The following is a 24,113-nucleotide window of genomic DNA, read 5'->3' on the forward strand; positions in this document are numbered from 1 at the left end:
GAAGACAGAGCGGGACCTGAATCGGACCATGGGTCGTACCTAGCCACCGCGATAGGGAAGCCCGCTCTGATGTTTTTAGAAAGCTAGCTAATTCTTAGATTCTTACCATGCCACAAACCTAAAGGCCGATGCGGTCAGATTAACCCACAAGATAGGCTGATTCTACTTTTTTAGGCTCATCAGTCCGTTTTTAAACAGGCTCTGAATCCCGACTCCGGGTTAAAATGATTAATCGATATCCATTAAATCAGGACGATCGGCCAGATTAGGAATAGTATTAAAGTAGAGGCTAGTAAACATCATTTTCATCAGTGATAGGGGCATTAATATACTGTTCGCTACGATGGTAAACGGGGTTCTTCTAATGGATACTGTTAAAAGAACCCTGTTACACAACTATAAGCCTTGCTGGTTAGCGAACTGAATTAACTCTGATAGTTTATTGATACCAAGCTTGTAATAGATGTTTTTGCGGTGTGTTTTGACCGTTTCTTCTGACAAGAAGAGTTTATTGGCAATCTGTAAATTAGATAAACTATTACGGATTAAATTAATTATTTCGACTTCACGCGGAGTCAGGTTAAACTGTTTAATAAACTTATCGTCTCCATATGGGTCAATAACTTGTTCACTTGGCAAGTAATCGTAATAAGGTTTGCCATTAGCTACGCTTCTCAAACAAGTCAACAATTGGTCTGAGGAAGCACTTTTCAGGAGGTAACCCGCTACTCCGATGGCTCGAAGTTCACTGTATAACTTCTGGTAGTTATACATCGTAATGATTACCGTTCTCACATGAATGAACTCCCGCTGGATCTGGCGGGCGATATCAAGCCCGTTGCGATGGGGAAGGTTGATATCCAGTAAGACCAGATCCGGTTGAAGTTTGTGAATGACCGGAATAACATCGCGACCATCATACACCTGACCAACAACCGTAAACGTTTCGGTATTTGTTGTCAATAAAGTACGTAATCCATCGCTGAATAATTGATGGTCATCAGCAATGAGAATGCTTGTCAACCTGTTAGCTTCCATAGGTACTTGCCCGTTGTGCAATTGGAACAGTTAAGGTGATTGTTGTGCCTTTATGTCCGGCGTCAACCATTAAATCAGCACCTAGATAATTAGCTCGGGACCGAACATTACGCAGACCAATGCCCGCTTCTATACTTGCTTTCGCAGCACTGCCTAAGCCATCATCTTCAACCATTAAGGACACCATCTCAGGGTGAAAAAGTAATTGAATTGTTATGGTGCGAGCCTTGGCATGCTTCAGTGCATTATTGATAAGTTCAATCGCAATACGGTAGATAACCAGTTCAGCTTCAGCTTCTAACCGTCGTTCTTGGCCGAAGGTGACAAACAGAAACTTGGTATGGTCACTGACTTCCAGTCGACGGATAACCTCGCGTAAGTTTTCGGTTAAGCCCAGCTTATTGAACTCAGGTGGCATCAGGTTATGGGAGATGAGCCGAAGATCCCGGATCGCTTTTTCCATCAGGCTGACGAACTTTCGCAGCTCATGCTCCGAACAAGGTACCGTTTCCATTTGGACTTTAATGGTGGCTAAGGTAGCCCCCAGATCATCATGCAGGTCAGCGGCCAGTCGCTGGCGTTCTTCCTCTTGTGCTTGTAATACGCGCTTGAGATCTGCCCGTTGTCGACGTAGCTTGTAAAGCGTATAGTATCGGACCAACAGCACAACTACTATCAGCCCTGTCAGTAAGGCGCTTACTCGAAACCAGACTGTTTGCCACCAGGGAGGATGAATAACAATGGTTAATTGTTGTTCGGCCCAGGGTACGTCATTGTTAGCGCCTTTTACTCTAAAGATGTAAGTGCCTGGCGGGACGTGAGAATAGGAAGCAGTTCGTTCTGGACCGGATGGGTGCCAATGTTGATCATAATTTTCCAGCTTGAACTGATGACGGTTTAGTTCCGGACTTCGGTAGTCCAGATAAGCGAACGCGAAGGAGAGCTCATTTTCGTCGTGTTTAAGAATCAACTGTGGTTTAGTATAAGTCGTTGTCTCACCTTCAGGCAATGAACTGAAACTGACCAAGCGGGGTTGCCCGTTCACGCGAATATCAGTTAATACAACTTCGGCGGGCCAAACCTGATTTTTAACTTGAGTCGGGTGGAACGTATAGTATCCCATCCGATCTCCAAAATAAAGTTGGTCATTCGGTGTTTTGTAGCCCGAAAACTCCCACATAGTTCGACCGTTAACCCCTTGTAAGCGACCGTAGCGGGTGGTTACGTTTCGGCCCGGATTGTACTGTAATATACCTGATAAATCGCTGATCCATAAACTATTGTCATTACTCAGTTGTAGACTGGTAATGTTGACGGGTGAATTAGGATCGTTGGGCATCGCGGGTAGAAATCGGTCATTGGTTTGATCGTAGCGAAACAGACCGCCTACCCCACCTGCCCAAATCACTCCATGTTGGTCCTCAATCATTCCCGTAACTCGTAAACCTGGCAGATACCGTCGGAAAGAGTTTGTAATCTGATCATAACGGTTAACTCCTCCTTTAAAGTAGCCACCCGCCCAAAGCGCCCCCTTGTGATCTAACAGTAAAACAGGAATGCCATTGTCACTTAATGTCGTTGAGTCCAGCGGATTGTGCTGATGATGAATAAAGTAGCCTGTTCTAGGATCAAACTCATCAAGGCCTTGCGTAGTACCTAACCAAAGCTTGCCGTTCTGATCTTCACGAATTACATGCACATTATCCGTAATAAGCGAAGTAGCGCTTCTTTTACTATGAGGATACTGAGAAAAAGTTTGGGTTGACGCATGATAACGGTTAAGGCCTGCCCCTTTTGTTCCAATCCAGATTGTACCCTGGCGGTCTTGATAAATCTCCCTAACATCATCGGCTCCTAAACTGGTTGGCTGGGCTGCATCATGCCTAAACCAACGGACTCGGCCAGATTGAAGGTCCTGACACATCAACCCTTTCGCCGTACCAATCCAGAACTTCCCCTGATTATCTTGCCAGAAGGCATGAGTTGTTGTACCCACCGTCGAGAACGCAATCGTCGACTGAGTAGGAACAATGCGGTACAAACCACCATCAAACGTGGTGACCCAGTGGACGCCGTCCCGTGAGGTGAAAAAAGCCCAGGGGCCATTTTCCTGGAAAGCATTAAGTTGACCCGGCTGTGCTTCCCAATGCTTAATCAGACGGCGGACGGGGTCGTACTGGTTTAAGCCATTTTTATAGGCACCAATCCAAAGAGCCCCTTGCTTATCCTCCTGAATGAAGGAGACGCCATCAGCTTCGCGGTTTGACTTGTTCTTCAGAAATGGGCGACTCAATCGTTCGGGGTGTAGTTCATTGTACGGGTAACGCGTAAACTGTCCGCTGCCTCGGTCCATCGTATGTAGTCCGTCACCGTAAGTTCCTACCCAGAACCGACCCTGGCGGTCCTCGTGTATAGCCCGTACCTTATTATTGACCAGGCTGTGCGGGTTGTCGGCTTGGTGTAAATAGCGAGTGAATGTCTGGGTTGTGGGCTCGAAGCGGTTAAGCCCACCGGCATCAACCGAACTCTGCCCCCATTCACTGCCTGTACCGATCCAAAGCGTTCCCTGTCGGTCTTCGTATAAAACCCGAACCTGATTATTACTTAACGTAGCTGGGTTGTCCGAATCATGCTGGTAGCGGGCGAATTGCCCGGTATGCCGATTCATTCGGTTTAATCCCTCGTGAGTACCAATCCAAAGCTGGCCACTTTTATCTTCCAGAATAGCCGTTACTTCGTCATGACTGAGGCTGGTAGGATTACGCGGATCATGTCGGTAGTGTGTAAATGTTCCTGTAGTTGGATCAAGCCGGTCCAGTCCTTCGCCAAGCAAGCCGATCCAGATATACCCTTGGCGATCACAATAAACCACCTCTGCTTTGTCTCCTCCCAACGAGTTCGGATTGGTAGGATCATGTAGGTAAACCTTGAAGCGATACCCATCGAAGCGGTAAAGGCCCATGCCACCCAACCAGATATAACCTCGACGATCCTGGGTAATCGATGTTAACCGCACCCAGTTTACCGGCTCAGGCGGAATGACCGGATATATTAAATGAGATTGCGCACAGATTATATTATGTAAACTACTAAGCCAAAAAAGGCCCGAGAAGTAAAGTCTTACGTAGTTCTTCATTATGAACTAAAATACGGTCTGTGAAGAAGCGCCCTCAGTGTCTGAGCGAATTTCACCGACACACCTAGCTATTAAAAATGAAAGAATCAGAATAACACAAACTTATACTGTTTGCCCTTAAGTAAAAATACCCCTTTCGTGGTATAGTCTTACCGCCTTTGGTATTAGACTTTTGCTGATACATAATAGCAACATTGGTAAATATAAATCATTATGAAAACGCTGAATTGTTGTGATATCGGCTTTGTATGCGCTGGTATCATCCGCGCTGAAAGTGAGAGCGAGGTCCTTGAACTAGCGGCTCAACATGCTCATCAAGTGCATCAAGTGGACGTTACCGCCGAGATGGCTGAACAAATTAGGCGGCTAATCAAGGAAGAGACCGCCATTTAAGACCGAGTACTAACTATGCACAGAGCAGCCCTTTGACGATGATAAAGAGTTGATCTGGTCGTGTAGAAACTATGAAGTACGGTTGATGATCTTCTTCTGCGAAGCTTCGGCGTCCAGCACTTGAGTTTCTATTTACCCACCATTTAGTATGAGACTACATTTATCTATCATTACCGCTATAATCTTCCTAGCCTTTATTTGCCATGCTTCCTTTAGCCAAGGATACCGGGCAGGTACCATCAACAACACCTGGAAACCGACTCCGACCCCGATTCCCAAACCAGTGAATAAAACCACGGGGCCGGGTTATACTGGATACCCTGTCGTGCAGGGAGATGGTGGTGAATCAAAAATGGCAGAGCAGTATGTGAAAGCTGCACTAGCCTATGAGGAGGCCGCTCGTAAAACCAAGTGTACTGAGAATCGAATTGTGTATTCGGCTCAGGCTGAATATCACAGATGCCTGGCTGACCAACTACGCATTGGCTCTACCGCCCAATGCCCTAAACCGACTCAGCAGCTCATCTATTGTGCGGCCGATGATCAGCAATCTTCTGCAATCAGCGAAGGCCAGGAAGTGGAGTCAAATCCATCGACACAGCAGATTCGCGAACGCTTTACTAGCACAAACGACCCAATCAGCCGAACTCTTTACGAACAACAAATGCAATTGGGTACAGCTATCAAAGACCCTACTCAGCAACGTGATTACTATAACACCATTAGTAAGCAACAGGCAGAGAGTCAGGCTATCAATCAGGGAGTTGAGGCTGTAGGCGGCCTTATCCTCAATCTTTTTGAAGCCAAACGACAAAGACAGGCTCAGGAAAGAGAACAAGCCGAAAGACGAGCCGCTTATGAAGAACGTATGGCAGAAAAGCGCGAAGCGGCTCGTCAGGCAGAAGAAGAACGACTCGAAGAGGAACGGCGACGGCTGGCATTAATTCGCCAAAAACGCGACTACATTCTATCACCGGCAAAGGAAAAACAATTACCATCGGCTCAGATCGACAGCCAAACACGGGTGCTTTATTACTTGCCCTATGCCGTTTTAGATGAGACACATATTTGGTTAGCCGCCGAGCCATTTGCTATCACCCGATACACTGACGGTAGTTGGCCGCTATTGAGAGATATTGAAACACAAATTCACCGTGCACTGCAAAAAGATTACAACGTATCTGGGGTACCGTTACTACTGTCAGGTTATTACACCCGGCTGGAAGAAGCCCAGATGGCTCGCACAGAAATAACGATTCGCAGTCTTAACGAGACCGGCTTTCTAATGCATTCGTTTATGTTTGGCTCCACCGCTGCTGAAGCACGAAGTAGTACGTCTACCGACTTCTGGGGCGAGAAAAAAGCGCCTTCAAACCAACTACAACCGCTCCAACAACCTAAATCTAAAGCTTCTTTCTGGGACAATTAACTACAACTTGCATGAAATCATTTGTACACCTCTGTTTTCTCTGTATGCTTCTTAGTGGGTCATCTTTCGCTCAAACTACAGACGAAAAAGCCCAATCGGCTTACCTGACGGCTACGGATGCCTATGAAAAAGGAAATTACATGGAAGCTGTTAATTACCTCAAACAAGCTCGCGATTTACTGGGCAAGACAAACACCAAAATTCAATACCTGTTGGTGAAAACCCTAATGGATGCGAAGGACTACTCCGCTGCCGATGCGGAACTCAAATCTTACTTTGAAGTAACGCCCGAAAAGGCTCGCGATGCTCGTTACGAGGAGATGGTGAAAAGTGTAGTCTTTGTCGAAAAGATGAAGAAAGATGAGCAAGAGCGTGAAGCGATGAGGGTTAAGAAAAAAAGCGAGGACTCTGTGGCTATCCTTCAACGGGAAAGGTTGACAAGTTTCGAAAGAATGAGAAAACTCCGGGTAGATATAAGTGAAAATCAACGTAGGGCGAGTGGTAAGACGGTTAAGGGAGTAATAAGTCTGTTAATCGGTGCCGGAATGACAGCAGCGGGACTTTCTATGGTAGCAACAGCGGATGAAAGCGGAGACGAAAGCCAGATTGCCCCCTCAATGATAACTTTTGGAGTTGGATTTACCATTTTTATAACACCCATCTTGTCTTCTTTTCCGAAAGCTAAAAAACTACGAAGAACAAACAAATTTCTTAAGCAAGAACTCGACAGATTAGAAAGTCAAGGTATAAAAAAACAGATAACATTTACACCATTTTACACTCCTCGTCAACAAGCGGCTGGATTAGTATTAAGAATGCAATTTTAAATGCTTTTGAACTTAACCTTCTGCTTTAACGATCTAAACACCTCCACAAACAACATGAAATATTTAACGTATCTCCTTTTTTCTGGCGTCTTTGGCCTTGTAAATCGCTCGTCCGTACCCGACGATTCAGCCGTTACGAATCCGGGCTGCTTCACCTACACAACAACAAGAGGAACCCGGTGTGGTAGCATTGACAGCATTGAATTTACACTTAATAATGGGTGTGACAGCCAAGTAAAAGTTGAGATCTGGACTAAAAAGAATCCATCAAGCGATTACGAAAAATCAATATCAAATCAATTCCTTTTAAAGCCGGGCGACAAAACTACAACGTTTTTTTGTAATGCACCTTTTAGCTATGATGTACGAGCATATGAAAGATAATTTTAAATGATTTAAAGTTGAGGCAACATTGAAATAACCATGTGGGTCAATATATATGGCTCAACACCAGATAATATTTTGATCTGTGAGTAAGTCTATGCTGATAGCTTAGGTAAGCATAACTTTTGCCAAAGTTTTAAACGCTCAAATTGGATACACTGTGGTGGGCGGTTCAAAACACCAGTAATTCGTTGGCAGAGTATATTAGATAGGTTAAAGATTTGGGCAGACATTAGTAATTACCGTGCAGGTTTTACAACGTTTTACCCTGCACAATACACCATAATTTTCCCCTTAAAACTTATGTTACACACGTTTACGAAAGCAGTAGCAACATTGCTATTGATAGTTGTCGCCATGTCTCATCAGGGTTGTGATAAAGATTCAGTTGATGCGTTTCCCCCGATTGAGTGGGCGTCGAACAACTGCTCAGTCAGCGGCTTCGGAGGATTGGCGAACCAAAATGTTAACTGGTTAGAAGCCAGGGCAAGATTCAGTGGTGGTAATAAAGTATTTACGCTGCAACTTATGAATGCTGGAACGAGTGGTTCGTTTATTATGCCAGGAAAAGGCTGGCTGACAATAAGTCTACACTTGGATACAGGGGAGAATATTACTGTTCCTATCACAAATAAAAAGCAATCTCCACTTCCAGCAGAGGTGCCGCTGAATGAAGCGACCATTGTTTACACCGATGCTCAGACGGGTCAAAATACCTATCTGCAAGGAAATATAAAGTTGGGGCGTTACAGCTTGACTCGGTCAGAAGAAAGATTTGAGATTGATGTTAGTCTAGACGGTATGAGGTTACCCAATGGTGATAGCTTTTACGGAGATATATCGGTCGAGAGCCAAGCTTCTACCGGAGGTAATAATCCTATCGTTGGTGGCACAAACAAAGCCTGCCAGGAGAGAACCTTAAATTTTGATCTGACTTACTCGGCAGCGGGCACCGTTACGAAAAGTGGTTCTCTTTGTTTAAAGATTACAGTGAACGGCACCGTCAAATATTTTCAGGCATGTAATCTTAATCCACCAGGAAATGGTCTTCAGCGAACCCAGTTCGCCGATGTGAATATGCCGGTAGGCATTGTGGACAAATCTACAACATTCAATTACACCATAGAATCCGCTAATTCGTGTTGCCCAAATTCATCTGGGTATTATGCGATTAATCCGATATCTGGTTCGGTTCGATTAGATTGTATACCCTCAAACCAGCTCCCGGCTCCTGATAAAATTCCTCTTACTTTTCAATATAGATAGCTAAATGAGAGGCTCGTTTAGCAGTTTGTATTTGCAGGGTTCACCAATCAACGGCATAAGTTTTTACACATACAGTATTCATTAAAGCACATCGCTCTTAATGTAACATAAACACCATTTTCAAAATGACTTACGTAGTAAATCGCTGGCCTAAAATTATTATAAGTGTTGCAGTATTAGCAGTGTTGGGCTGTGAGCCTACGAGTACTGAACCTGAAAATCCATTTGGAGATGGTAATGGTAAAATCACGTTTTACACAAAGCAAGACTGCAAAGTTGGTAACCTGACGCTATCTGTTGATGGGAACTTTGTAGGGACGCTCAAAAACTATCACACCAACGGTGCATCATGCGATGATAAATCGGCGGTTAGCTTCACCTCGCGAGCAGGAACATATTCCGTAACTATAAAATCAGATATTGGTACGTCCGCTACCGGCACGTTTGCAATAGAGAATGGAAAATGTTCTACGATGGAAATTTCTTGTGATCAATTGCAAGGCCAAACAATTCCATCGAATTATGATAATCAAGGTACTATCACTGTTCGTAGTCGTAATATTCAGGTAAGCGTTTGGGATGGTGGTAGTCTAATTGATGGTGATATAGTCACAATGGTTTTTAATGGACAAAATGTTGTACAGAATTTAAGGATAGACGCCAATAAAAGGATTTATACATTTACTAATATAAGTGCCCGGAGCTGGCTGGGAATCATCGCGATATCTGAAGGTACTAACCCTCCCTGTACACCTGATATTGAAGTTAATGATGGCTTCAGTCGACAAAAATTCGTAATCAGATCTTATAAGAATACCCCAGGTGCCTTCGCACTGAAAGTACAATTGTAATGAGGCAATATAATTTTTGTGAAAGAATCTCCGGACTTTATTGCTACTCTACCGTCAAACCGTCACAAACAATTCGTTGAATGCTCATGAAAAACTTATATAGCTTATTTCTGATTGCTGGTACTCTTTTAATAATGCAACAATGCAAATCTGATTCAGCTGTCGACAAAGAAGTGATTATTTTTCAGTCATCCACTCCAGAGGTACCAGCTATCGACGGGTCTTTGCCCGGCTATATTTATGTAACTCAGAATCAGTATATTATCAAAGTTGGCAATTCTGTTAAAGTACCTGTAAAATTGGTAGACTCACAGGGTGGGGCCGTTGCTCAGCCGGTGTTTAGCTGGGTCTCATCGCAGCCAACAATTGCAAAAGTTGCTGCTGATGGAACCATAACAGGTATGAGCGAAGGATCAACAATGCTGGAAGTGACCGATGGAAAACATGGCACGAACCAAGTATTGGTAACCGTGGTCAAGCCCTCGGAAGTTGTTTCGGTAAAACCAGTAAATGCATCTTTTGACAGGCCAATTCTACTGGTGCCGGTCGGTGGTACCCAGAAGCTGGATTATTCGTTAACCAATGCGTCAGGACAGATCGTATCAGGCAATGCTGATTTCTTTGCCAACGCAGCGAATCGTGATCTTTCGGTAGCAAATGGAACAGTGTCAGTCAATAAAGCAGGTGTATTCACTGTCGCAGCCCGAGTCACTTCCGACACGCTATCCGGAGCGGTAACGATCATTGCCTATAACCCGCCAGCTACTTCGGGCAGTTGTGACACATCGTTCAAAGTTACCAGCGTAGCTATGCAAAACTGCCCCCGAAAAATGCTTCCAGGTTCAGTGTCGGCTCCCCTTAAAGTGAACGTTATCCGAATGCGAAGCTGCTACACCTCTCTGAACAATATTGTCCGTATTACACAGGAAACGCCGACCCAGCTAAAAGTTGGGTTGGCCACGGTAGCCAGTGGAATCAGTAATGGCCAAATTAGGGCGATGAAACCGGGCTTTACAAGTATTTCGGCTCAGGTAGGTTCGGTTTCAAGTGATCCTCTTTACCTGGATGTGCTGGTTGATATAGGTGGGAAATGGGCATTTTCCGGCAAAGATGGTAAGGTGGGTGTTGTTGAATTTCCTAAGAAGAATCCAGCCGTTGAGTACTACAATCCGCAGGATGCGGCTTCGGGGGCCAGAAATGAAGCCAGAAACTATAACTTATCGGGAAGTTCCTGTTTGCGAGAGGCATCAGGACAGGCTTTCTGCCAGGGAGGGGCGGGTGCCCAGTTGTTGCGCTCGTACCCTGGCAAGCTATATGGGCAGGCAGGGAGTGGCCCGGAATGGCGTGGCCCTGGGGCACTGCTCGGGACAGGCGAAGCAGTTGGAAGCTTGGAACTATGTGCTGGCAGTGGCACTTTGCTCTTTCAGGACGAAAACGTATTAGCTACCAGTGCCTACACGCTCACGAAAAATTCAGATGCTTCCTGTACGGTCAATGAAACTATTACCTGCGACCAGGGCTGTTACAATGCCGCCTGCCAGAAATCCGCTTGGCTAACAGGGGGGAGTTCCAAACGGTGGATAAATTATGATTCATTCACTGACGTAGATGGCAGTATTAACACCTTGGAAGAAATACTTACGTTTAAAACAGATGGATCAGTTCAATTTGATCGGGTTAAAGTGTACAGGAAAACAGGGGCACGTGAAGCGTTTCCTACGGAGAATTACAAATGGTGTTTACCTTCTTGCAGAGATAAGATGTTTTTTGCTGCTTTCGACACTCAGAAAAAGTGTGTTACTGAGGAAGTGAATATAGTTGTCTCTCAAAACTCCCTTACATTCAAAATCAATGGCGATGAAGGTAGCACATATACACCCTTCTAAAGTATAATACAAAGCATACCAACTACTCGTAAACTAGCGGCATATTTCGGCACTGTATGTTTTCTGTCACACCTCTATGCAAAAGACTATCTTACCCAATCCGGGCGGCTCTTCGGCTCATTAGGTTTGATTTGATAGTCGGAGTTTGGGGAGCCTGAAGTCCTGAAGAAAATGCAACCCCGTCCTGCGATACGTTTGATCAGACCACTATTGCAGGCGTTGACTACCGGCTGGTTTCATATCGGGCGTATCTGTTCCAGCGAGTTTCGGGCTGGTAACAACGAGCGAAAAAGCGACATTCACGACGACCTCGTATGTCCTTACCGTCAGTGATAACAAAGGGGCAACGAACGGTATCAGTATGCAATGGCTTTCATAGGCAAGAGCGGAGCCGTTACGGAGGACAACGGAACAGGTATCAATAAACGGAGCGCGCCCGTTACTGTCATACCTTAGCTTCATTAGACTACTCGCCGGTTAAGCGGTAGTTTTGTAACTAATTGAGCGGTTCATTACGTACAGCTACTGCTCTGTTAACCCATGCCTCGGTCTGTTTCATTCCTGTTTCTGTTGTTTGCCGGGGCGCTACTGGTCACCTGCGAGAAGCCGCGGCCACCAAAGCAGCTTAGTCCCGCTTTTTACCATTGGAAGGCCGTTTATCAACCTAAACCAACCGAACACGAAGTTCTTCGACGACTCGGTGTTCAACGGCTTTACATTCGCTTCTTCGACGTGGATTGGAATACGTCCAGGCAGCAGCCGATGCCCGTATCCGTCATTCACTTTGCGGACCGGCCGACTGGGCTAGCCGTTGTTCCGGTGGTATTCATCACGAATCGGACGATACTTAACCTACCGGCATCGGCGGTGCCACAACTGGCAAAAAACATAACTAAAAAGATTACGCAGATTACGCAACAGAACCACATTCGGATCAATGAAGTCCAGCTCGACTGCGACTGGTCGCCCAGAAGCCGTGATCGGTATTTTACGTTACTGAGAGCGATGAAAGGGCAACTACAGGTGCCAATATCGGCTAGCATTCGTCTGCACCAGATTAAATACGCCGACCAGACGGGTGTGCCGCCCGTCGATCGGGGCATGCTGATGGTTTATAACATGGCCGACTGGAAAGACCCCAAAACTCGTAACTCCATCCTGGACCTGGATGTAGCCAGTCGGTACACGGGCTTTCTGGAAAAGTACCCGCTGCCGCTGGACGTGGTACTGCCGCTGTTCAGCTGGACGCTGGTGTACCGGAATGGGCGCTTCCTGACCATTGTAAACGGGATAAGACAGTCCCAATTGGTGAACCGCTCTTTCCTTCAGCCGCAGGCCGATACCAACCGTTTCGTGGCCACACGAGATACGTCGGCTTTCGGCATTTCCGTTCGGGAAGGCGATCTGTTCCGGGCCGAAGCTTGTCGCCCGGAAGATCTGACCCAGGCCAGTCGGCAACTGCTCGACCGCCTTTCTAACCAAACGCTTACATTTGCTTTATACCACCTCGACAGTACTGTTCTTGCCCCTTATTCTCATGATTACCTTCAAACCCTTTTCCGGACGGCTCCGTAGGGCGGTGTTTTCCATGGGCATTTTGCTAACTTTTGCCTGCGGTCCGGGCTTCTTCGACGAAAACGAGTTCCTGAGCTTCTTTATGCCGGAAAGCAGCAACGCCCAGCCGCAGGACCGGCTCTACTTTTTTACCCCACAATTGTACGATTACACCCAGGCGATGGCCCAGGAAGGTAACGATACACTCATTGCCGACGATAATATGGAAGCGTGGGCCTCTTATGTGGGTAGGAAGGTACCGATAGCCGCCGTAGGCCAGGCGCTTTACGAAACCGATGAGCAATTAACGAATCCTTTTGTGGCTGCCTTGCAACGTGACCATAGCTCCGCCCTCGATTACCTCAGGCTAGCTCATGCCGCCAATAAGGCCAGTGCTGGTGGTGATCAGTGGAACCCCGAACCGGCCGATACCACCCAACTAACTCAATTACTCAATCAGGTTCGGGCGGCCTACAGCGTGGTAACGGACCCCTTTCTGAAAGAGCGGTATGCGTTTCAGGCAGTGAAGCTAGCCGACCAACTTGGAAATTACGACCAGTGTCAGGCCTTATACGATCAACTCGTTACGCCCCTGCCGCGCAAGACATTCATCAGCGACTGGGCCTTGTGTCGCCATGCGGGGGCTACGTTGTCGAATCAAGATACGGCCCGGGCCATTTATGAATTTGCGCAAGTATTTGATCGTTGCCCCTCCCGACGGCACGAAGCCGAAGCCAGCCTACGTATTCACGGCATTCGGTTTACGTCAAAAGCGCTGGCGTTGGCGCAAACCGACCGGGAGAAAGCAGCGGTGTACGCTATTTGCGCTATTCAGCCCAAGCAGGATGCGTTGCCCTTGCTCAAAGAAATTGTCAAGTTGACGCCTAAAAATCCCCTCGTCGAGTTGATTATGGCGCGGGAAATCAACCGGAACGAGTATTTCTTTCTGTCGGAGCAGAATCCTATTTATCCGTACGACGAATCCAGCAAGCAAGACTCGCTGGCCTTTGAAAACCGGAAGCAAACATCGATGACCTACGCGGATCAGCTGCGCGAATTTGCGATGGAGGCCGCCACCAACGAACAGTTAAACAACCCGGCGTTCTGGTACACAGCCGCTGCCTACGTAGCGTATTTGAGTAAAGATTATGGAGCTTCGCAGGCTGCGTTGGATAAGGCAGCTCAGGCATCAACGGCCAACGCTGATCTGAAAAAGCAAATGGCGCTCCAGCGAATGCTACTGCTGGCGGCACAAACCGAAACCATTACGCCCGAAACCGAATCCACTCTGATCGGCTACCTCGAAGCATTCGGCAACACTGAAAATTTCCGGTTCAACAACGCGTTCGTGACCGTGTGCCAGCAGTTTGCCAGGAAATACGCAGACGGGGGCGGTAAATATACCGGTGGAGGTTGGTTGTCGGGATGCAGTCGTTCTAAATCGGGTTTGGGTAATGATGCTGCCGTGGCCAAGTCATTCCTGCTGACGATGCTTACCTCGTCGGAGTTGAACAAGAGTGGCGCTTATGTGAATATCAACACCGACCAGCTGGTGATTGAAGATACTTCATCGGCGGCCACGGTTCAGCAGGTTGTCAGCTTTGCGCAAAAGCCTGATCTTAGTGACTTCGACAAACGGCTGCTGAAGCTAACTGGGTTCGACGGAAATTACCTTAATACCCTGCTTGGCCGTCGATTGTTGGCCGGACATCGCTACGCCGAAGCAGCTAAAGCCTTCTCGACTGTGGCCGATACCGTCTGGCACAACGAGCCCTTCACGTCTTACTTTGGGCAAAACCCGTTCGAGTTGCTTCCAACAAAACGGCAAACGGCCGGGCCTAATCCGTACACACCCCTGCAGTTTGCGCAACGGATGGCCCAATTGCAGAAGCAGGTTGCTCAACTCACCGGCGACGAAGCCGCCAAAGCCTATTATGAGTTGGGGTGCGGGGCCTACAACCTCAGCTGGTATGGCAACGCCTGGGTGCTGATCAAGCGCTCGTGGAGTTCGGCCGAACTGTTTACGTCGCTCTACAGAACTAACAAGCCTAATGAACTGGACCAGCGTGGACGATGGCTGATGAATGACTCCTATTACTCAACCGCTCCGGCGAAAGCCTTCTTCGATCAGGCACTGAAGAACGCCCGTCAACCTGAGCTGGCGGCCAAAGCCTGCTTTATGGCTGCCCGTTGTGAGCAAAACGAACTGGCTGTACATATGGCCATTGAGGAGGTAAAACGCGGCTATGCTGATTTTGATGAGAAACAACAGGCGGCTCTAACTCAAAAGCTACGACGTGAGCAATATGGCCGCTATTTCTCGAAGTTAGAAACGGACTATAAACAAACTCAATTTCAGGCTGAAATGCTGCGCGAGTGCGCCACCTACGCTGACTATGTAGCGCATTAGGGCAGCTGTAATAAATAAAGTGATTGTTACACAGAGAAATGGTCGAGAAAATAAGAGGTACACGGAGATCGCTGCAAATCTGAGTGTAACCACTGGGTCATACGAATACAGCAATTATCCGCAGGCTATTTAGTAAGAATATGCCCACTCGGCGCGTATGACACGGGCATTTTTGTACTTTTGGCTAGCATGATCACAGATTGTTATGGTATAGTATAGTATAGTATATCCGTACCGCAGTCTGTAAACCAACGAACGATATGGAAAACACCCCGACACAATTTCAACCCGGCGATCAGGTTACCCTGCTGGAAGGTAGCGCGCCAATGACCGTTAAAGCCGTTAAGGACGGCGGCCGGACAGTAACCTGCGAGAATAGTAACGAAGACAACCCGACCGAGCAGGACTACGATGCCACTAAGCTGACCAAGTTGACCAGCAATCAGGAGAAGGGCGCCAAAGCCTGACGGATAGCTGTTTGCTCGAAGTCAATCTATAAAGGCTTCCTTTGGGTAAGGATGGTGTCAACAAGGCCAGATACAAGCATGGGCTACTTTAACATGTAATCGAACTATACTAACTTATGGAACCCAATATCAAAGAAGAAAAAATAGCGCAGGAGCTCAATCATGACATCAACGAAGCGCTCAACCGCCGAATCGAAGAGCGTTTTCGGGCCGCTCTGTTTTTGGTAGACCCAAACCTGGACATGGACAAGGTAACCGTGGTCAGTGACGTAGCCGACGATAATTCGTTATCGGTGGATGGCGTTGACGACGACACGATTGATAAGGCGATGGAAATCTTCGAAAGAGGAGAATAAGCGGTACCACAAAAAAGCCACTTATGAGGACTTCCTTGTAAGTGGCTTTCGTATGTCTAGAGATAATTATTTTGTGCTATTGACGCCTTGAATTGTCTAGTGAGATTAAACTTTTAGACTGCCTGAGTAGTCAATAGAATAAAGACACGTACAACTCGTGTGCTGTATTTATCCAACCGATTTGACATATGAAACGTATAGGAAGCCTTTTTTTGCTGGTAGTTGGCCTATCGACAGGGGCAACGGCTCAGATCCGAATTAACCCAAATCTTCTGCAGGGCGGCATCGACGCTCTGCAGGCATATACACTGTCCGACGCGCAGGTAGCTACTTTATCGCGTCAGGCTGTCCAGCAAATGGACGCTAAAAATCCGATTGCTGGCCCCAACGATCCTTACACACTACGCTTAAATCGAATCGTAAGTCGGCACCGTACCGTTAGCGGTTTGCCCATCAATTATAAAGTCTACAAAATTCCCGACGTAAATGCCTTTGCTACGGCCGATGGTAGCGTACGGGTGTTCAAAGGTTTAATGGACATCATGTCCGACGAAGAATTACTGGCCATTATGGGGCACGAAATTGGGCACGTGATTAATCGCGACTCCCGCGACGCCATGAAGAGTTCGCTAAAGCGCTCGGCTATCCGAAACGTGGGAGCTTCTAGCTCGGGGGTGATCGGTCAGTTATCCCGATCCCAGTTAGCCAGTGCCGCCGATTATCTGGTAGGGGCCAAGTTTAGCCGTGACCAGGAGACCGAAGCCGATGACTACAGCTACGATTTTCTGAAACGGAACGGCTACAATGTAATGGCACTGGCGAGCTCGTTCGAAAAACTCGCCAAGCTCAGTGGTGGAAACGGTGGTGGTAAGCTGACTACGTTTATGTCCAGCCACCCCGATAGTAAAACCCGGGCAGAACGAATCCGGGCCCGCGCCCGTCGCGACGGCTTAGTTAGGTAAGTGAGTGTTTCGCCTTATGTAGGTGTTTCGCATAGTCTTTTATGAGCGCGCAGTCTGGTCTGTGACCGGTATACCTGGTTAGTCATTTAGACCGGTCACAGACCGCGACGACGGCCCGGCGGATAACGCCTTGGTATAGTCTGGAGACTATGCCAAACGATAAAACAACGTGATTGCTAACCAGAAGCGTTTGCAGTTCATCAGGGAAAACACCCAGTTCAACCTCTTATTCCAGCAGCTGATACTAGTTAATGCTCCGCTTGGGGTGTGACCTGCTATTTTTGTTAACAGGTGAACAACGCAACAAAAAGCGTTTTAACTCTAAACCAACAACTAGCTATGGACACACTCCTTTTACCACACTTTACTGCCAGACGCTCCGTCCCCATTGATACCATCGAATATTTGGAAGCGGTGGGTAATTACACCAACGTACACCTGATTGGTCAGAAGCCGATGCTTGTGGCCATTACGCTGAAACAGTTCTCGCAACGGCTACCGACGTTTCTCCGCATTCATAAAGGAACGCTGGTAAATCCGGCGCACATTGTGGGCTATCGGACTCGCTACGTAGAAAGCCCGTTTGTGCAGCTCTCGCACGATCGGCAGCTGACCATTTCACGTCGGCAAACAAAGCGTCTTCGGCCGCAGCTGGCGTCCTTCCCTTTGTCTGGCTGTTAAGACAATACCTTTGCCTAATTGCTTGTAGCCGATACTCAAAAGAAGCGTTTATCGATTATTCAGACAGCTATAGAGTACAGTGCCTCACGGGGCGTAGTCGGCCGACTACGCCCCGTATCTTTTAGGCATTGATCAGCGTATGAGCCTTATAGACAGTCCACTAGATGTGCCGTTTACTTATGGCACGCTGTTACGTAAACAGCCTCCTTTTCTATAAACCGTTTGATAATTAAGTGATTAAGCCAGAGCCAACCTGAATATTAATAGTATATTGGCGTCGCTATCCGGCAACTTATGACAATATGAGGTTTGACGGTGAGTCTGAAACGGCTGCTGCGTCGGCATAGGTTTGTGGTCGTCACCTCGTGTTTTACTCCTTACGGACAAGTGGCTGTTCCGTCAAGTCCTTCAGTTTACAGCCACTATTTGCTTCTATACAACCTCCGCCAGGCACGTGCTAAAATGCGGCACAGTCCTTGCACATAGACAGGTAGGGTAATCTTTAAGGTAGATAGTCTAGGCAGACTCGCAAGAAAGTCTACGGTCGGTACAGATCGAAGGAAATGCTGCCCCGACGGTTTTATAATCAGGAGCTATATGCACATTGGCATTGTAGAAGAACCCATTGTTACCAAACGGCTTGCCATCCACCAAAAGCGAAAGCGTACGTTCTCGCTGGCATCAGTTTTTGTCTGCACGTTGCTCTTCCTGACGGCGACGGCGGTTAATTTGTTTAAAGCTTTTCACATCGACGATGCTTTCCATCTGGAAGCTGCCCAGTGGATACAGCACCACCCCCTAAAGCCCATGTCGGGCTACGTGAACTGGTACCAGCACCAGGAGCCGCTGCACCATTTCAACCAGCCACCGCTGTACTTCTACTTAATTGCCCTTGTTGGCAGTTTATTTGGCTATTCAGAAGTGAGTCTGCATCTGTTACAAGCCTTCTTTACGTTGTGCGCCATCTTTTTCTTTCACCAGCTTGCCCGGCTGTTACTCGTTCGAAAGGCGTGGCTATTGACCGCCTTCTTTGTGCTTTCACCCGCCTTTCTGGTCAATCAGAACCTGATGGTCGACGTGCCGTTGGTGGCGCTGATGCTGGCTTTCTGCTTCGTTTTGCTGACTCCCCGCATTCAGTCCTCAGCCGGTCGGTATCTGCTGGCGGCTTCTGTCCTGAGTGTCTGCCTGATGATCAAGTACTCCGCCTTGCCGTTAGTAGGCGTGTTCATTACGGCTCTTGTTCTCCGAAAGCATAGTAAATACGTCGTCTTTTTATTGATTCCGGTGACTGTGCTGGGGCTGTGGTCATATGCCAACTACCTCGAATACGGCTCCATTCACCTCCTCGACCGGCCCAAATTACCTACGTCATGGCATCGGCTGGAAGACATCACCGGAAAGCTGATCATTTGCTTAGGGGCTGTTTCGCCGTTTACGCTGGCGCTCTATAGTGGCTTGCTCGCAACCCATAAGTCACTACAAACGAAGTTGGTTGTTGGGTCGTTACTTGGGCTGGCCGGTATTGCCGTCGGTACGTTGAGCCAGCTGATTTCGGAAGCGGGTGCTCGTTCGGTGTTGTACGGTCTTTTTTTGTGCAATGGAGCGCTGGCTATTGGGTTAGCTGCCAAACGCTTGCCGGGTTGCCTGCGCGCTTGGCGAGCTCATGACCAGCAACGTGAGCAAGCGTTGATCCTGTTTAGCTGGCTTTTGTGCGTTGGGGGCTTCATCGTCCTGTTTACGCCTTTTGTTGCTACCCGGCACATCCTGCTGCTGTTGCCTCCACTGCTGCTCCTGAGTGGGCGCTGGCTCGATCGCTTATCCCTAACCATGGCTACCGTTACGTTAGGGTTCTCCGCTGGATTGGGCCTGCTGCTATCCCTGTCCGATTGGTGCTATGCCGACTTTTACCGGCAAACGGCCACTCAGATGAGTAGCTACGTAAGCAAAGAGCGCCGGGTGTGGTCGCTGGGACATTGGGGCTGGCAGTGGTACGCCAAACAAGCGGGGCTGCTACACTACGATGCCGAGTCATCGCAGCTGCGGCCGGGCGATTGGGTCGTTTGCCCCGTGGGTATTGATCATCAGGTCTTGAGCGGGGCAATAAAAACCCGAGTTGTTAAGCAGATCATCCCGAATCCTACGCTTCAGACGTTCATCTCGACGGGCCAGTACGCCAGTTTTTACACCGCCACCTACGAAGCCTTACCTTATCGCCTGACCACCCTGCCGATTGATACGGTAATGATCTACGAAGTTGTCGATGAAGGAGTGGCACGTAGAAAATAAGTGAGGCTAGTTTGTAGTGAACGATATAAAACGATAGCCTGGCCTACCGAAGTAAACCAGGCTATCGTTTCTGAATTTGCAGAATGGTCTTTCGCGAATGCCATTTTACCAAAACTAAAGGCTTATTCGTCGTCCTCGCCCTGGTCGACGTGCCCATGAATAAATCCACCGGGCAGCTCTTCCTGATCGTCTAAGGGCGTGTCCCCTGGTTCGTGCGGTCCTTCCTGACGCAGAATCGACTCCCTATCATTTGCCTTGTTTCCTCCCTGATCTCCGTCGCCCCCTGGCGCATACCATCTAACCGTCTTCATAGCTGTTTCGTTTTTTGCGAACTATCTCCCACAAAACAGATGAAAGCAGATGAGGTTTTAAAAAAATAGAATTTGGTCTTTCTGGCTCTGTTCGGAGACAAGTACGTACTTCATAGCCGTGACTATATTCCAGCGGCCGACCGTGATTCTGGACTTGAAGGTGATTGTGAAACGGCTCAAAGCCTGATTTTAGGTATATTTGGGAAACGAGTAACGTATGGCACTTTCCGACAAAGCAGTAGACTACTTAGAACAACAGATTCCTGAACTGGCAGCCATTGCTACGCGGCAGGCGTATTGGCAAACGCTGGCCTCCGGCGATAGCGTACTGGTAGCCGAAAACGGGCAGATCGTGGAAGTGAAGCCCGACGGTACCCGGACTTTCGTAAAGGCCGTTGAGAAGCCCAAAGCTATTCAGCAAAAGCACTTCCGTATCCCGACAGCATGATTAAACGGATGCGGATGTTTGCCGGTCCGAATGGGTCAGGAAAGAGTACGGTTAAGTCAGTAATTGACCCCGGAATGCTGGGCTACTACCTGAATCCCGATGATATTGAGAAAGCGGTAAACCGGGATGGGTATTACGACGTGCGTGGTCTCAACCTTCCGATGTCGGAGCCGGAAATCATTGCCTTTTTTGAAAATCACCCGTTACTCAGCCGCACCGACGATGCCGATTTTGTGCAGGCGATTCAGTTTGTGCAGGAGGAGTTCATTGACTTCGCCAACGTAGGCTTTAACTCGTACCTGAGTTCCATTTTGACCGATTTCCTGCGGCAGAAGCTGATTGAAGCGGGGCGCTCATTTACGTTTGAAACTGTGATGTCGTCGGCTGATAAAGTGCAAACGCTGCGAAAGTCCCGTGATGCCGGTTTCCGCAATTACCTGTACTACGTGGCTACGGAAGACCCGCTTATCAACATCAGCCGCATTCGGCACCGTGTTAGGACGGGTGGTCATAACGTGCCGGACGATAAGGTAGTTGAGCGCTACTACCGCTCGCTCGATCTGCTGTTGGATGCTGTGCGACTTACCAATCGAGCTTATATTTTTGATAACTCCGGTGAGACAAAGGTGTGGATTGCTGAAATCACTGAAGGCACCGACATTGAATTAAAGACGGACTTAATTCCTCAATGGTTTACCCGCGCTGTACTGGATAAACTTTAAGAATAAATCGGCAGGCTCGAATAAAGGTGTCCTGAGCCCTTCAAAGTGAGCCAGTGGCAGTTAAGTTTTTTTTCTACTTATCACTGGCTCACTTTGAAGGGTTCAGGACACCTTACTAAGTGATATAGAGGGGCTTCTCACTACAAATGTACTACTAAGATACGGAGGTAATTTGCGGTCTAGCCGATAAAGGGGCTTCACAGTACCCCCAGTAAGAATCATCAAAGTTACAACGTGCGTGCCGCTCTAATTCTTGGGACGAGTCGTAAACTCGTACTCTGTCAATCAAGGCACGTTGTTCAGCGGGTAACTTGTCAAATAACAAATCTATGATTGTATCAGCCTTGTCGCTGCAATCGTTAACCCTGCTTAAAGAAGGAGAACTAACACCTAGAATATAGGATTCTCCGACCATGCCGTCATAGGCTTGTGCTAACCCTATCATGTCTACATGAAGCCCATATTGGCGTTCATGCCTAAACAGGTCTGCAAGTGTGTTTAATAGTGACTCTCCACCCATTGGATTATAATTTTAACCGACTTTAAAAACTTCAATACCGTTTGCTCGCTACAGGCTAAAGGTTGATACCTACGCTGTTCAGTCCATTCCGATACGCTCGACCAAGCCCTAAATAAATCAATGTCGTTTACCTTAATTTCTCGCAATGCGGGCTGTAGACCGGCAAAAACAAGCAAAGCGGGTAGGTCATGTATTTGCAATGAACTACGTACAACTGCGGGACTGCCTTCGCCACCGGGTCCTCTGGGGGCAAAAACATCAACACCCAGTCGCTTACATATCAATGCCTTGAGTGAAAACTCGACCGCGTAACCAGCGATATAATAAGCCCCTTGGAAGAAGCTGTGGTTACACATCAACTCCGCTTCTGCGAGCCGATCTTTAGCCATTTGCTTTAACTCTTCCCCTTTAACCAATCCTTTACTTGTTAATTTTCAGCGCAATTGCGAACAAAAAAGATCATTCCGCGTGCTAATACGATCATTATACGAACTACTAAGTAACGCGAATCACACCGTATTTGTCAAATTTATTGTAAGATTTATCAACAAATTTATTGTCAAGTAAACCGTACTGCAGTTGCTTTACCGTTTGCTACCTCAATGTCGTGTGTAAACTGCCCGCGGCTTACTTTACACTCTCAAACGGATAGGTTCACATCAGAAATTACGGAGCAGGTAGGGCTATTGATTCGGGAAAACAGAAAAGCGAAGGGGCTGTCGGTGCTGGTTCCATCAGCATTACCCACAGCCATGTTGTCATCACGGGTAGGGATGGCCGATTGAGGAGCCGGTGAATCTGCCTGTTTACACTGTGTAGAAGGCAAGTAGTAGTATCAGCCCAATAGCTTGTAATTTTATAAGGGCTAAAAAGTCTTAAGAATGTTCTGAACTATTCTTCATCTAACCCAGGCAAATCTAGTATGCCACCTATTTGATGTATTGTAGCGAAGTTTTCTACTACTTTCCATTGGCCTTCTTTGGTCGGATTTACAACTAGTTCAGTACCAGCTTTTTCAGAATAAAGTAATCTAAATAATAAGCGGTAATCGCTGGTGTAATCACTTTTATAGTTTATGCCTACTGTGATGGTTATATCGCATTTACAAGAGGATAAGTCTTGAATTTCATTTAATGAGAAATAAGCGGGTAGTTTGTTGGCAAATACTTGGCGCAGTCTACCAGCCATTTTGCTTTTTGTAATTTGGCTGGACCGGTATATACAGTCTGCCATCTTTCCGTAGTCAGACCTCTTCCAAAATTCAATGAACTCAATTAATGCTTTTTCTGGCGTGTTGGCCCTATAATCACTTGAAGATCCAGTGACCGCTATATCAATACCAGGAGTGACAGGGATTCGTTTAAACGAATCCATTTCAAGCACTTCTCGCAGGCCATCTTCCAGTAATTTCATATCACGTCGGATATCTTCGGCCGACTTAATTTTATCAATCTCATACTTCCTTCTGTTTACTTCTTCGTCACGCTTTGCCTCTAGTACATCACGAATTGTAAAAAGTAATGCCCAACATTTAGCTGCCACTTCTCTATTGGCGTATCCTAAGTCTCTTCCATGCATAATACCATTTCGAAAAGGCAGAGTAATCTTGTTCTTTACAGTCTTACCTCTAGAAGAATAAAAGATTGACTTTATAGTTGACAAACCGGTTTGATGGCCTGCTATGGAATCCCAAGCTGTAACGTCAGACTTCTCTGAGAAGAACCCAAGGTTTTTTTCAGAATCAGCCACCACGCCATCAATCATCATAAGTAATACAGGAATGCAGGCATGATACCGGCCACACAAAAAGTCGTCGTATGCAAGCTTAATAAGATGCAAGCGGCTTCTGAAAGGTTCAATCCCCCATAAGCGAGTTATCCCAGCTTCAACCAGTCCCTGATCATAAATGCTAGTTAAATAATTGTTTGCCTGAGAAACGCCTTTAGTTTTTGCTATAGTTAAAGCTTTCTTCATCAGAGGCAAACTTAAACTGTCGTATGCAGCCCAACCACTTGAACTAAACGTCGCATTAAACTCGTCGCTAACGGGGGCAAGTTCTGCCAGCTCCTTCTTTAACTTGGCAAGATTTGATTTCTGCTCGAGAGTAACTGCTTGACTTTCAAGCATGGCAATCCTTTCTTTTAACAATTGTATGGTAGGATTGTCAGCGATCTTCATATAAATAA

Annotated in this window: 22 protein-coding genes; 15 read left to right on the forward strand and 7 right to left on the reverse strand. The window is 47.2% G+C overall.

The features are described 5' to 3' along the window. Positions 1 to 396: 396 nt before the first annotated feature. Complete coding sequence (locus ACFSUS_RS23200; protein ID WP_381526334.1) at positions 397 to 1,038, reverse strand: response regulator; 642 nt, start codon at positions 1,036 to 1,038, stop codon at positions 397 to 399. Further along, entirely contained in the window at positions 1,028 to 4,054 is a 3,027-nt protein-coding gene (locus ACFSUS_RS23205) for a sensor histidine kinase (protein ID WP_381526336.1), read from the reverse strand. Before ACFSUS_RS23205 ends, ACFSUS_RS23200 begins: the two co-directional genes overlap by 11 nt. Positions 4,055 to 4,387: 333 nt before the next feature. Here ACFSUS_RS23205 and ACFSUS_RS23210 point away from each other — a divergent pair, with 333 nt between their 5' ends. The 6 genes from ACFSUS_RS23210 (at position 4,388) to ACFSUS_RS23235 (ending at position 11,210) form a co-directional block, all read left to right on the forward strand. Beyond that, complete coding sequence (locus ACFSUS_RS23210; RefSeq protein ID WP_381526338.1) at positions 4,388 to 4,567, forward strand: DUF1059 domain-containing protein; 180 nt, start codon at positions 4,388 to 4,390, stop codon at positions 4,565 to 4,567. 148 nt (positions 4,568 to 4,715) lie between these two features. Then, a complete protein-coding gene (locus ACFSUS_RS23215; RefSeq protein WP_381526341.1) occupies positions 4,716 to 5,996 on the forward strand; it encodes a hypothetical protein in 1,281 nt (426 codons plus the stop codon). 11 nt (positions 5,997 to 6,007) lie between these two features. Further along, positions 6,008 to 6,823 carry a tetratricopeptide repeat protein gene (locus ACFSUS_RS23220; RefSeq protein WP_381526343.1) on the forward strand — a complete coding sequence of 272 codons (816 nt, stop codon included), beginning with the start codon at positions 6,008 to 6,010 and terminating at the stop codon, positions 6,821 to 6,823. Between the two features lie 687 nt (positions 6,824 to 7,510). Continuing rightward, positions 7,511 to 8,473 carry a hypothetical protein gene (locus ACFSUS_RS23225; RefSeq protein WP_381526346.1) on the forward strand — a complete coding sequence of 321 codons (963 nt, stop codon included), beginning with the start codon at positions 7,511 to 7,513 and terminating at the stop codon, positions 8,471 to 8,473. Positions 8,474 to 8,598: 125 nt separating this feature from the next. After that, a complete protein-coding gene (locus tag ACFSUS_RS23230; RefSeq protein WP_381526348.1) occupies positions 8,599 to 9,324 on the forward strand; it encodes a hypothetical protein in 726 nt (241 codons plus the stop codon). A gap of 86 nt (positions 9,325 to 9,410) precedes the next feature. Next, positions 9,411 to 11,210 carry an Ig-like domain-containing protein gene (locus ACFSUS_RS23235; protein ID WP_381526350.1) on the forward strand — a complete coding sequence of 600 codons (1,800 nt, stop codon included), beginning with the start codon at positions 9,411 to 9,413 and terminating at the stop codon, positions 11,208 to 11,210. Positions 11,211 to 11,417: 207 nt separating this feature from the next. Here ACFSUS_RS23235 and ACFSUS_RS23240 read toward each other — a convergent pair whose 3' ends face one another. After that, positions 11,418 to 11,672: a hypothetical protein gene (locus tag ACFSUS_RS23240; protein ID WP_381526352.1), complete on the reverse strand. Its 255-nt coding sequence runs from the start codon at positions 11,670 to 11,672 to the stop codon at positions 11,418 to 11,420. A gap of 78 nt (positions 11,673 to 11,750) precedes the next feature. Between ACFSUS_RS23240 and ACFSUS_RS23245 the strand changes: the two genes are divergently transcribed. From ACFSUS_RS23245 to ACFSUS_RS23275, 7 genes are all read left to right on the forward strand, one after another. Beyond that, entirely contained in the window at positions 11,751 to 12,785 is a 1,035-nt protein-coding gene (locus ACFSUS_RS23245) for a hypothetical protein (RefSeq protein ID WP_381526354.1), read from the forward strand. Further along, complete coding sequence (locus tag ACFSUS_RS23250) at positions 12,748 to 15,174, forward strand: hypothetical protein (RefSeq protein ID WP_381526356.1); 2,427 nt, start codon at positions 12,748 to 12,750, stop codon at positions 15,172 to 15,174. The genes ACFSUS_RS23245 and ACFSUS_RS23250 overlap by 38 nt, the downstream gene beginning before the upstream one ends. A 260-nt stretch (positions 15,175 to 15,434) precedes the next feature. Further along, entirely contained in the window at positions 15,435 to 15,641 is a 207-nt protein-coding gene (locus tag ACFSUS_RS23255) for a hypothetical protein (protein WP_381526358.1), read from the forward strand. A 116-nt stretch (positions 15,642 to 15,757) separates the two neighbouring features. Next, positions 15,758 to 15,997 (forward strand): hypothetical protein, encoded by a 240-nt coding sequence (locus ACFSUS_RS23260; RefSeq protein ID WP_381526360.1) that lies wholly within the window; start codon positions 15,758 to 15,760, stop codon positions 15,995 to 15,997. Between the two features lie 188 nt (positions 15,998 to 16,185). Beyond that, complete coding sequence (locus tag ACFSUS_RS23265) at positions 16,186 to 16,959, forward strand: M48 family metallopeptidase (RefSeq protein ID WP_381526362.1); 774 nt, start codon at positions 16,186 to 16,188, stop codon at positions 16,957 to 16,959. Between the two features lie 339 nt (positions 16,960 to 17,298). Beyond that, entirely contained in the window at positions 17,299 to 17,640 is a 342-nt protein-coding gene (locus ACFSUS_RS23270) for a LytR/AlgR family response regulator transcription factor (RefSeq protein ID WP_381526364.1), read from the forward strand. 597 nt (positions 17,641 to 18,237) lie between these two features. Next, positions 18,238 to 19,926 (forward strand): ArnT family glycosyltransferase, encoded by a 1,689-nt coding sequence (locus ACFSUS_RS23275; RefSeq protein WP_381526365.1) that lies wholly within the window; start codon positions 18,238 to 18,240, stop codon positions 19,924 to 19,926. A gap of 122 nt (positions 19,927 to 20,048) precedes the next feature. On the opposite strand, the gene ACFSUS_RS23280 is transcribed toward ACFSUS_RS23275, so the two are convergent. Next, positions 20,049 to 20,237, reverse strand: coding sequence for a hypothetical protein (locus ACFSUS_RS23280; RefSeq protein ID WP_381526367.1), 189 nt, complete (start codon positions 20,235 to 20,237; stop codon positions 20,049 to 20,051). A 217-nt stretch (positions 20,238 to 20,454) separates the two neighbouring features. Between ACFSUS_RS23280 and ACFSUS_RS23285 the strand changes: the two genes are divergently transcribed. Beyond that, positions 20,455 to 20,685 carry a hypothetical protein gene (locus ACFSUS_RS23285; protein ID WP_381526369.1) on the forward strand — a complete coding sequence of 77 codons (231 nt, stop codon included), beginning with the start codon at positions 20,455 to 20,457 and terminating at the stop codon, positions 20,683 to 20,685. Then, complete coding sequence (locus tag ACFSUS_RS23290; protein WP_381526371.1) at positions 20,682 to 21,407, forward strand: zeta toxin family protein; 726 nt, start codon at positions 20,682 to 20,684, stop codon at positions 21,405 to 21,407. Before ACFSUS_RS23285 ends, ACFSUS_RS23290 begins: the two co-directional genes overlap by 4 nt. A gap of 498 nt (positions 21,408 to 21,905) precedes the next feature. Here ACFSUS_RS23290 and ACFSUS_RS23295 read toward each other — a convergent pair whose 3' ends face one another. The 3 genes from ACFSUS_RS23295 to ACFSUS_RS23305 all read right to left on the reverse strand — a co-directional run bounded on the left by ACFSUS_RS23295 (position 21,906) and on the right by ACFSUS_RS23305 (position 24,105). Continuing rightward, positions 21,906 to 22,343 (reverse strand): HEPN domain-containing protein, encoded by a 438-nt coding sequence (locus ACFSUS_RS23295; protein ID WP_381526373.1) that lies wholly within the window; start codon positions 22,341 to 22,343, stop codon positions 21,906 to 21,908. Positions 22,344 to 22,567: 224 nt separating this feature from the next. After that, positions 22,568 to 22,753 (reverse strand): hypothetical protein, encoded by a 186-nt coding sequence (locus tag ACFSUS_RS23300; RefSeq protein WP_381526375.1) that lies wholly within the window; start codon positions 22,751 to 22,753, stop codon positions 22,568 to 22,570. A gap of 65 nt (positions 22,754 to 22,818) precedes the next feature. Continuing rightward, positions 22,819 to 24,105, reverse strand: coding sequence for a hypothetical protein (locus ACFSUS_RS23305; RefSeq protein ID WP_381526377.1), 1,287 nt, complete (start codon positions 24,103 to 24,105; stop codon positions 22,819 to 22,821). Positions 24,106 to 24,113: the final 8 nt, after the last annotated feature.

This window comes from Spirosoma soli, from assembly GCF_042684525.1.
GTDB classification, from domain to species: domain Bacteria; phylum Bacteroidota; class Bacteroidia; order Cytophagales; family Spirosomataceae; genus Spirosoma; species Spirosoma soli.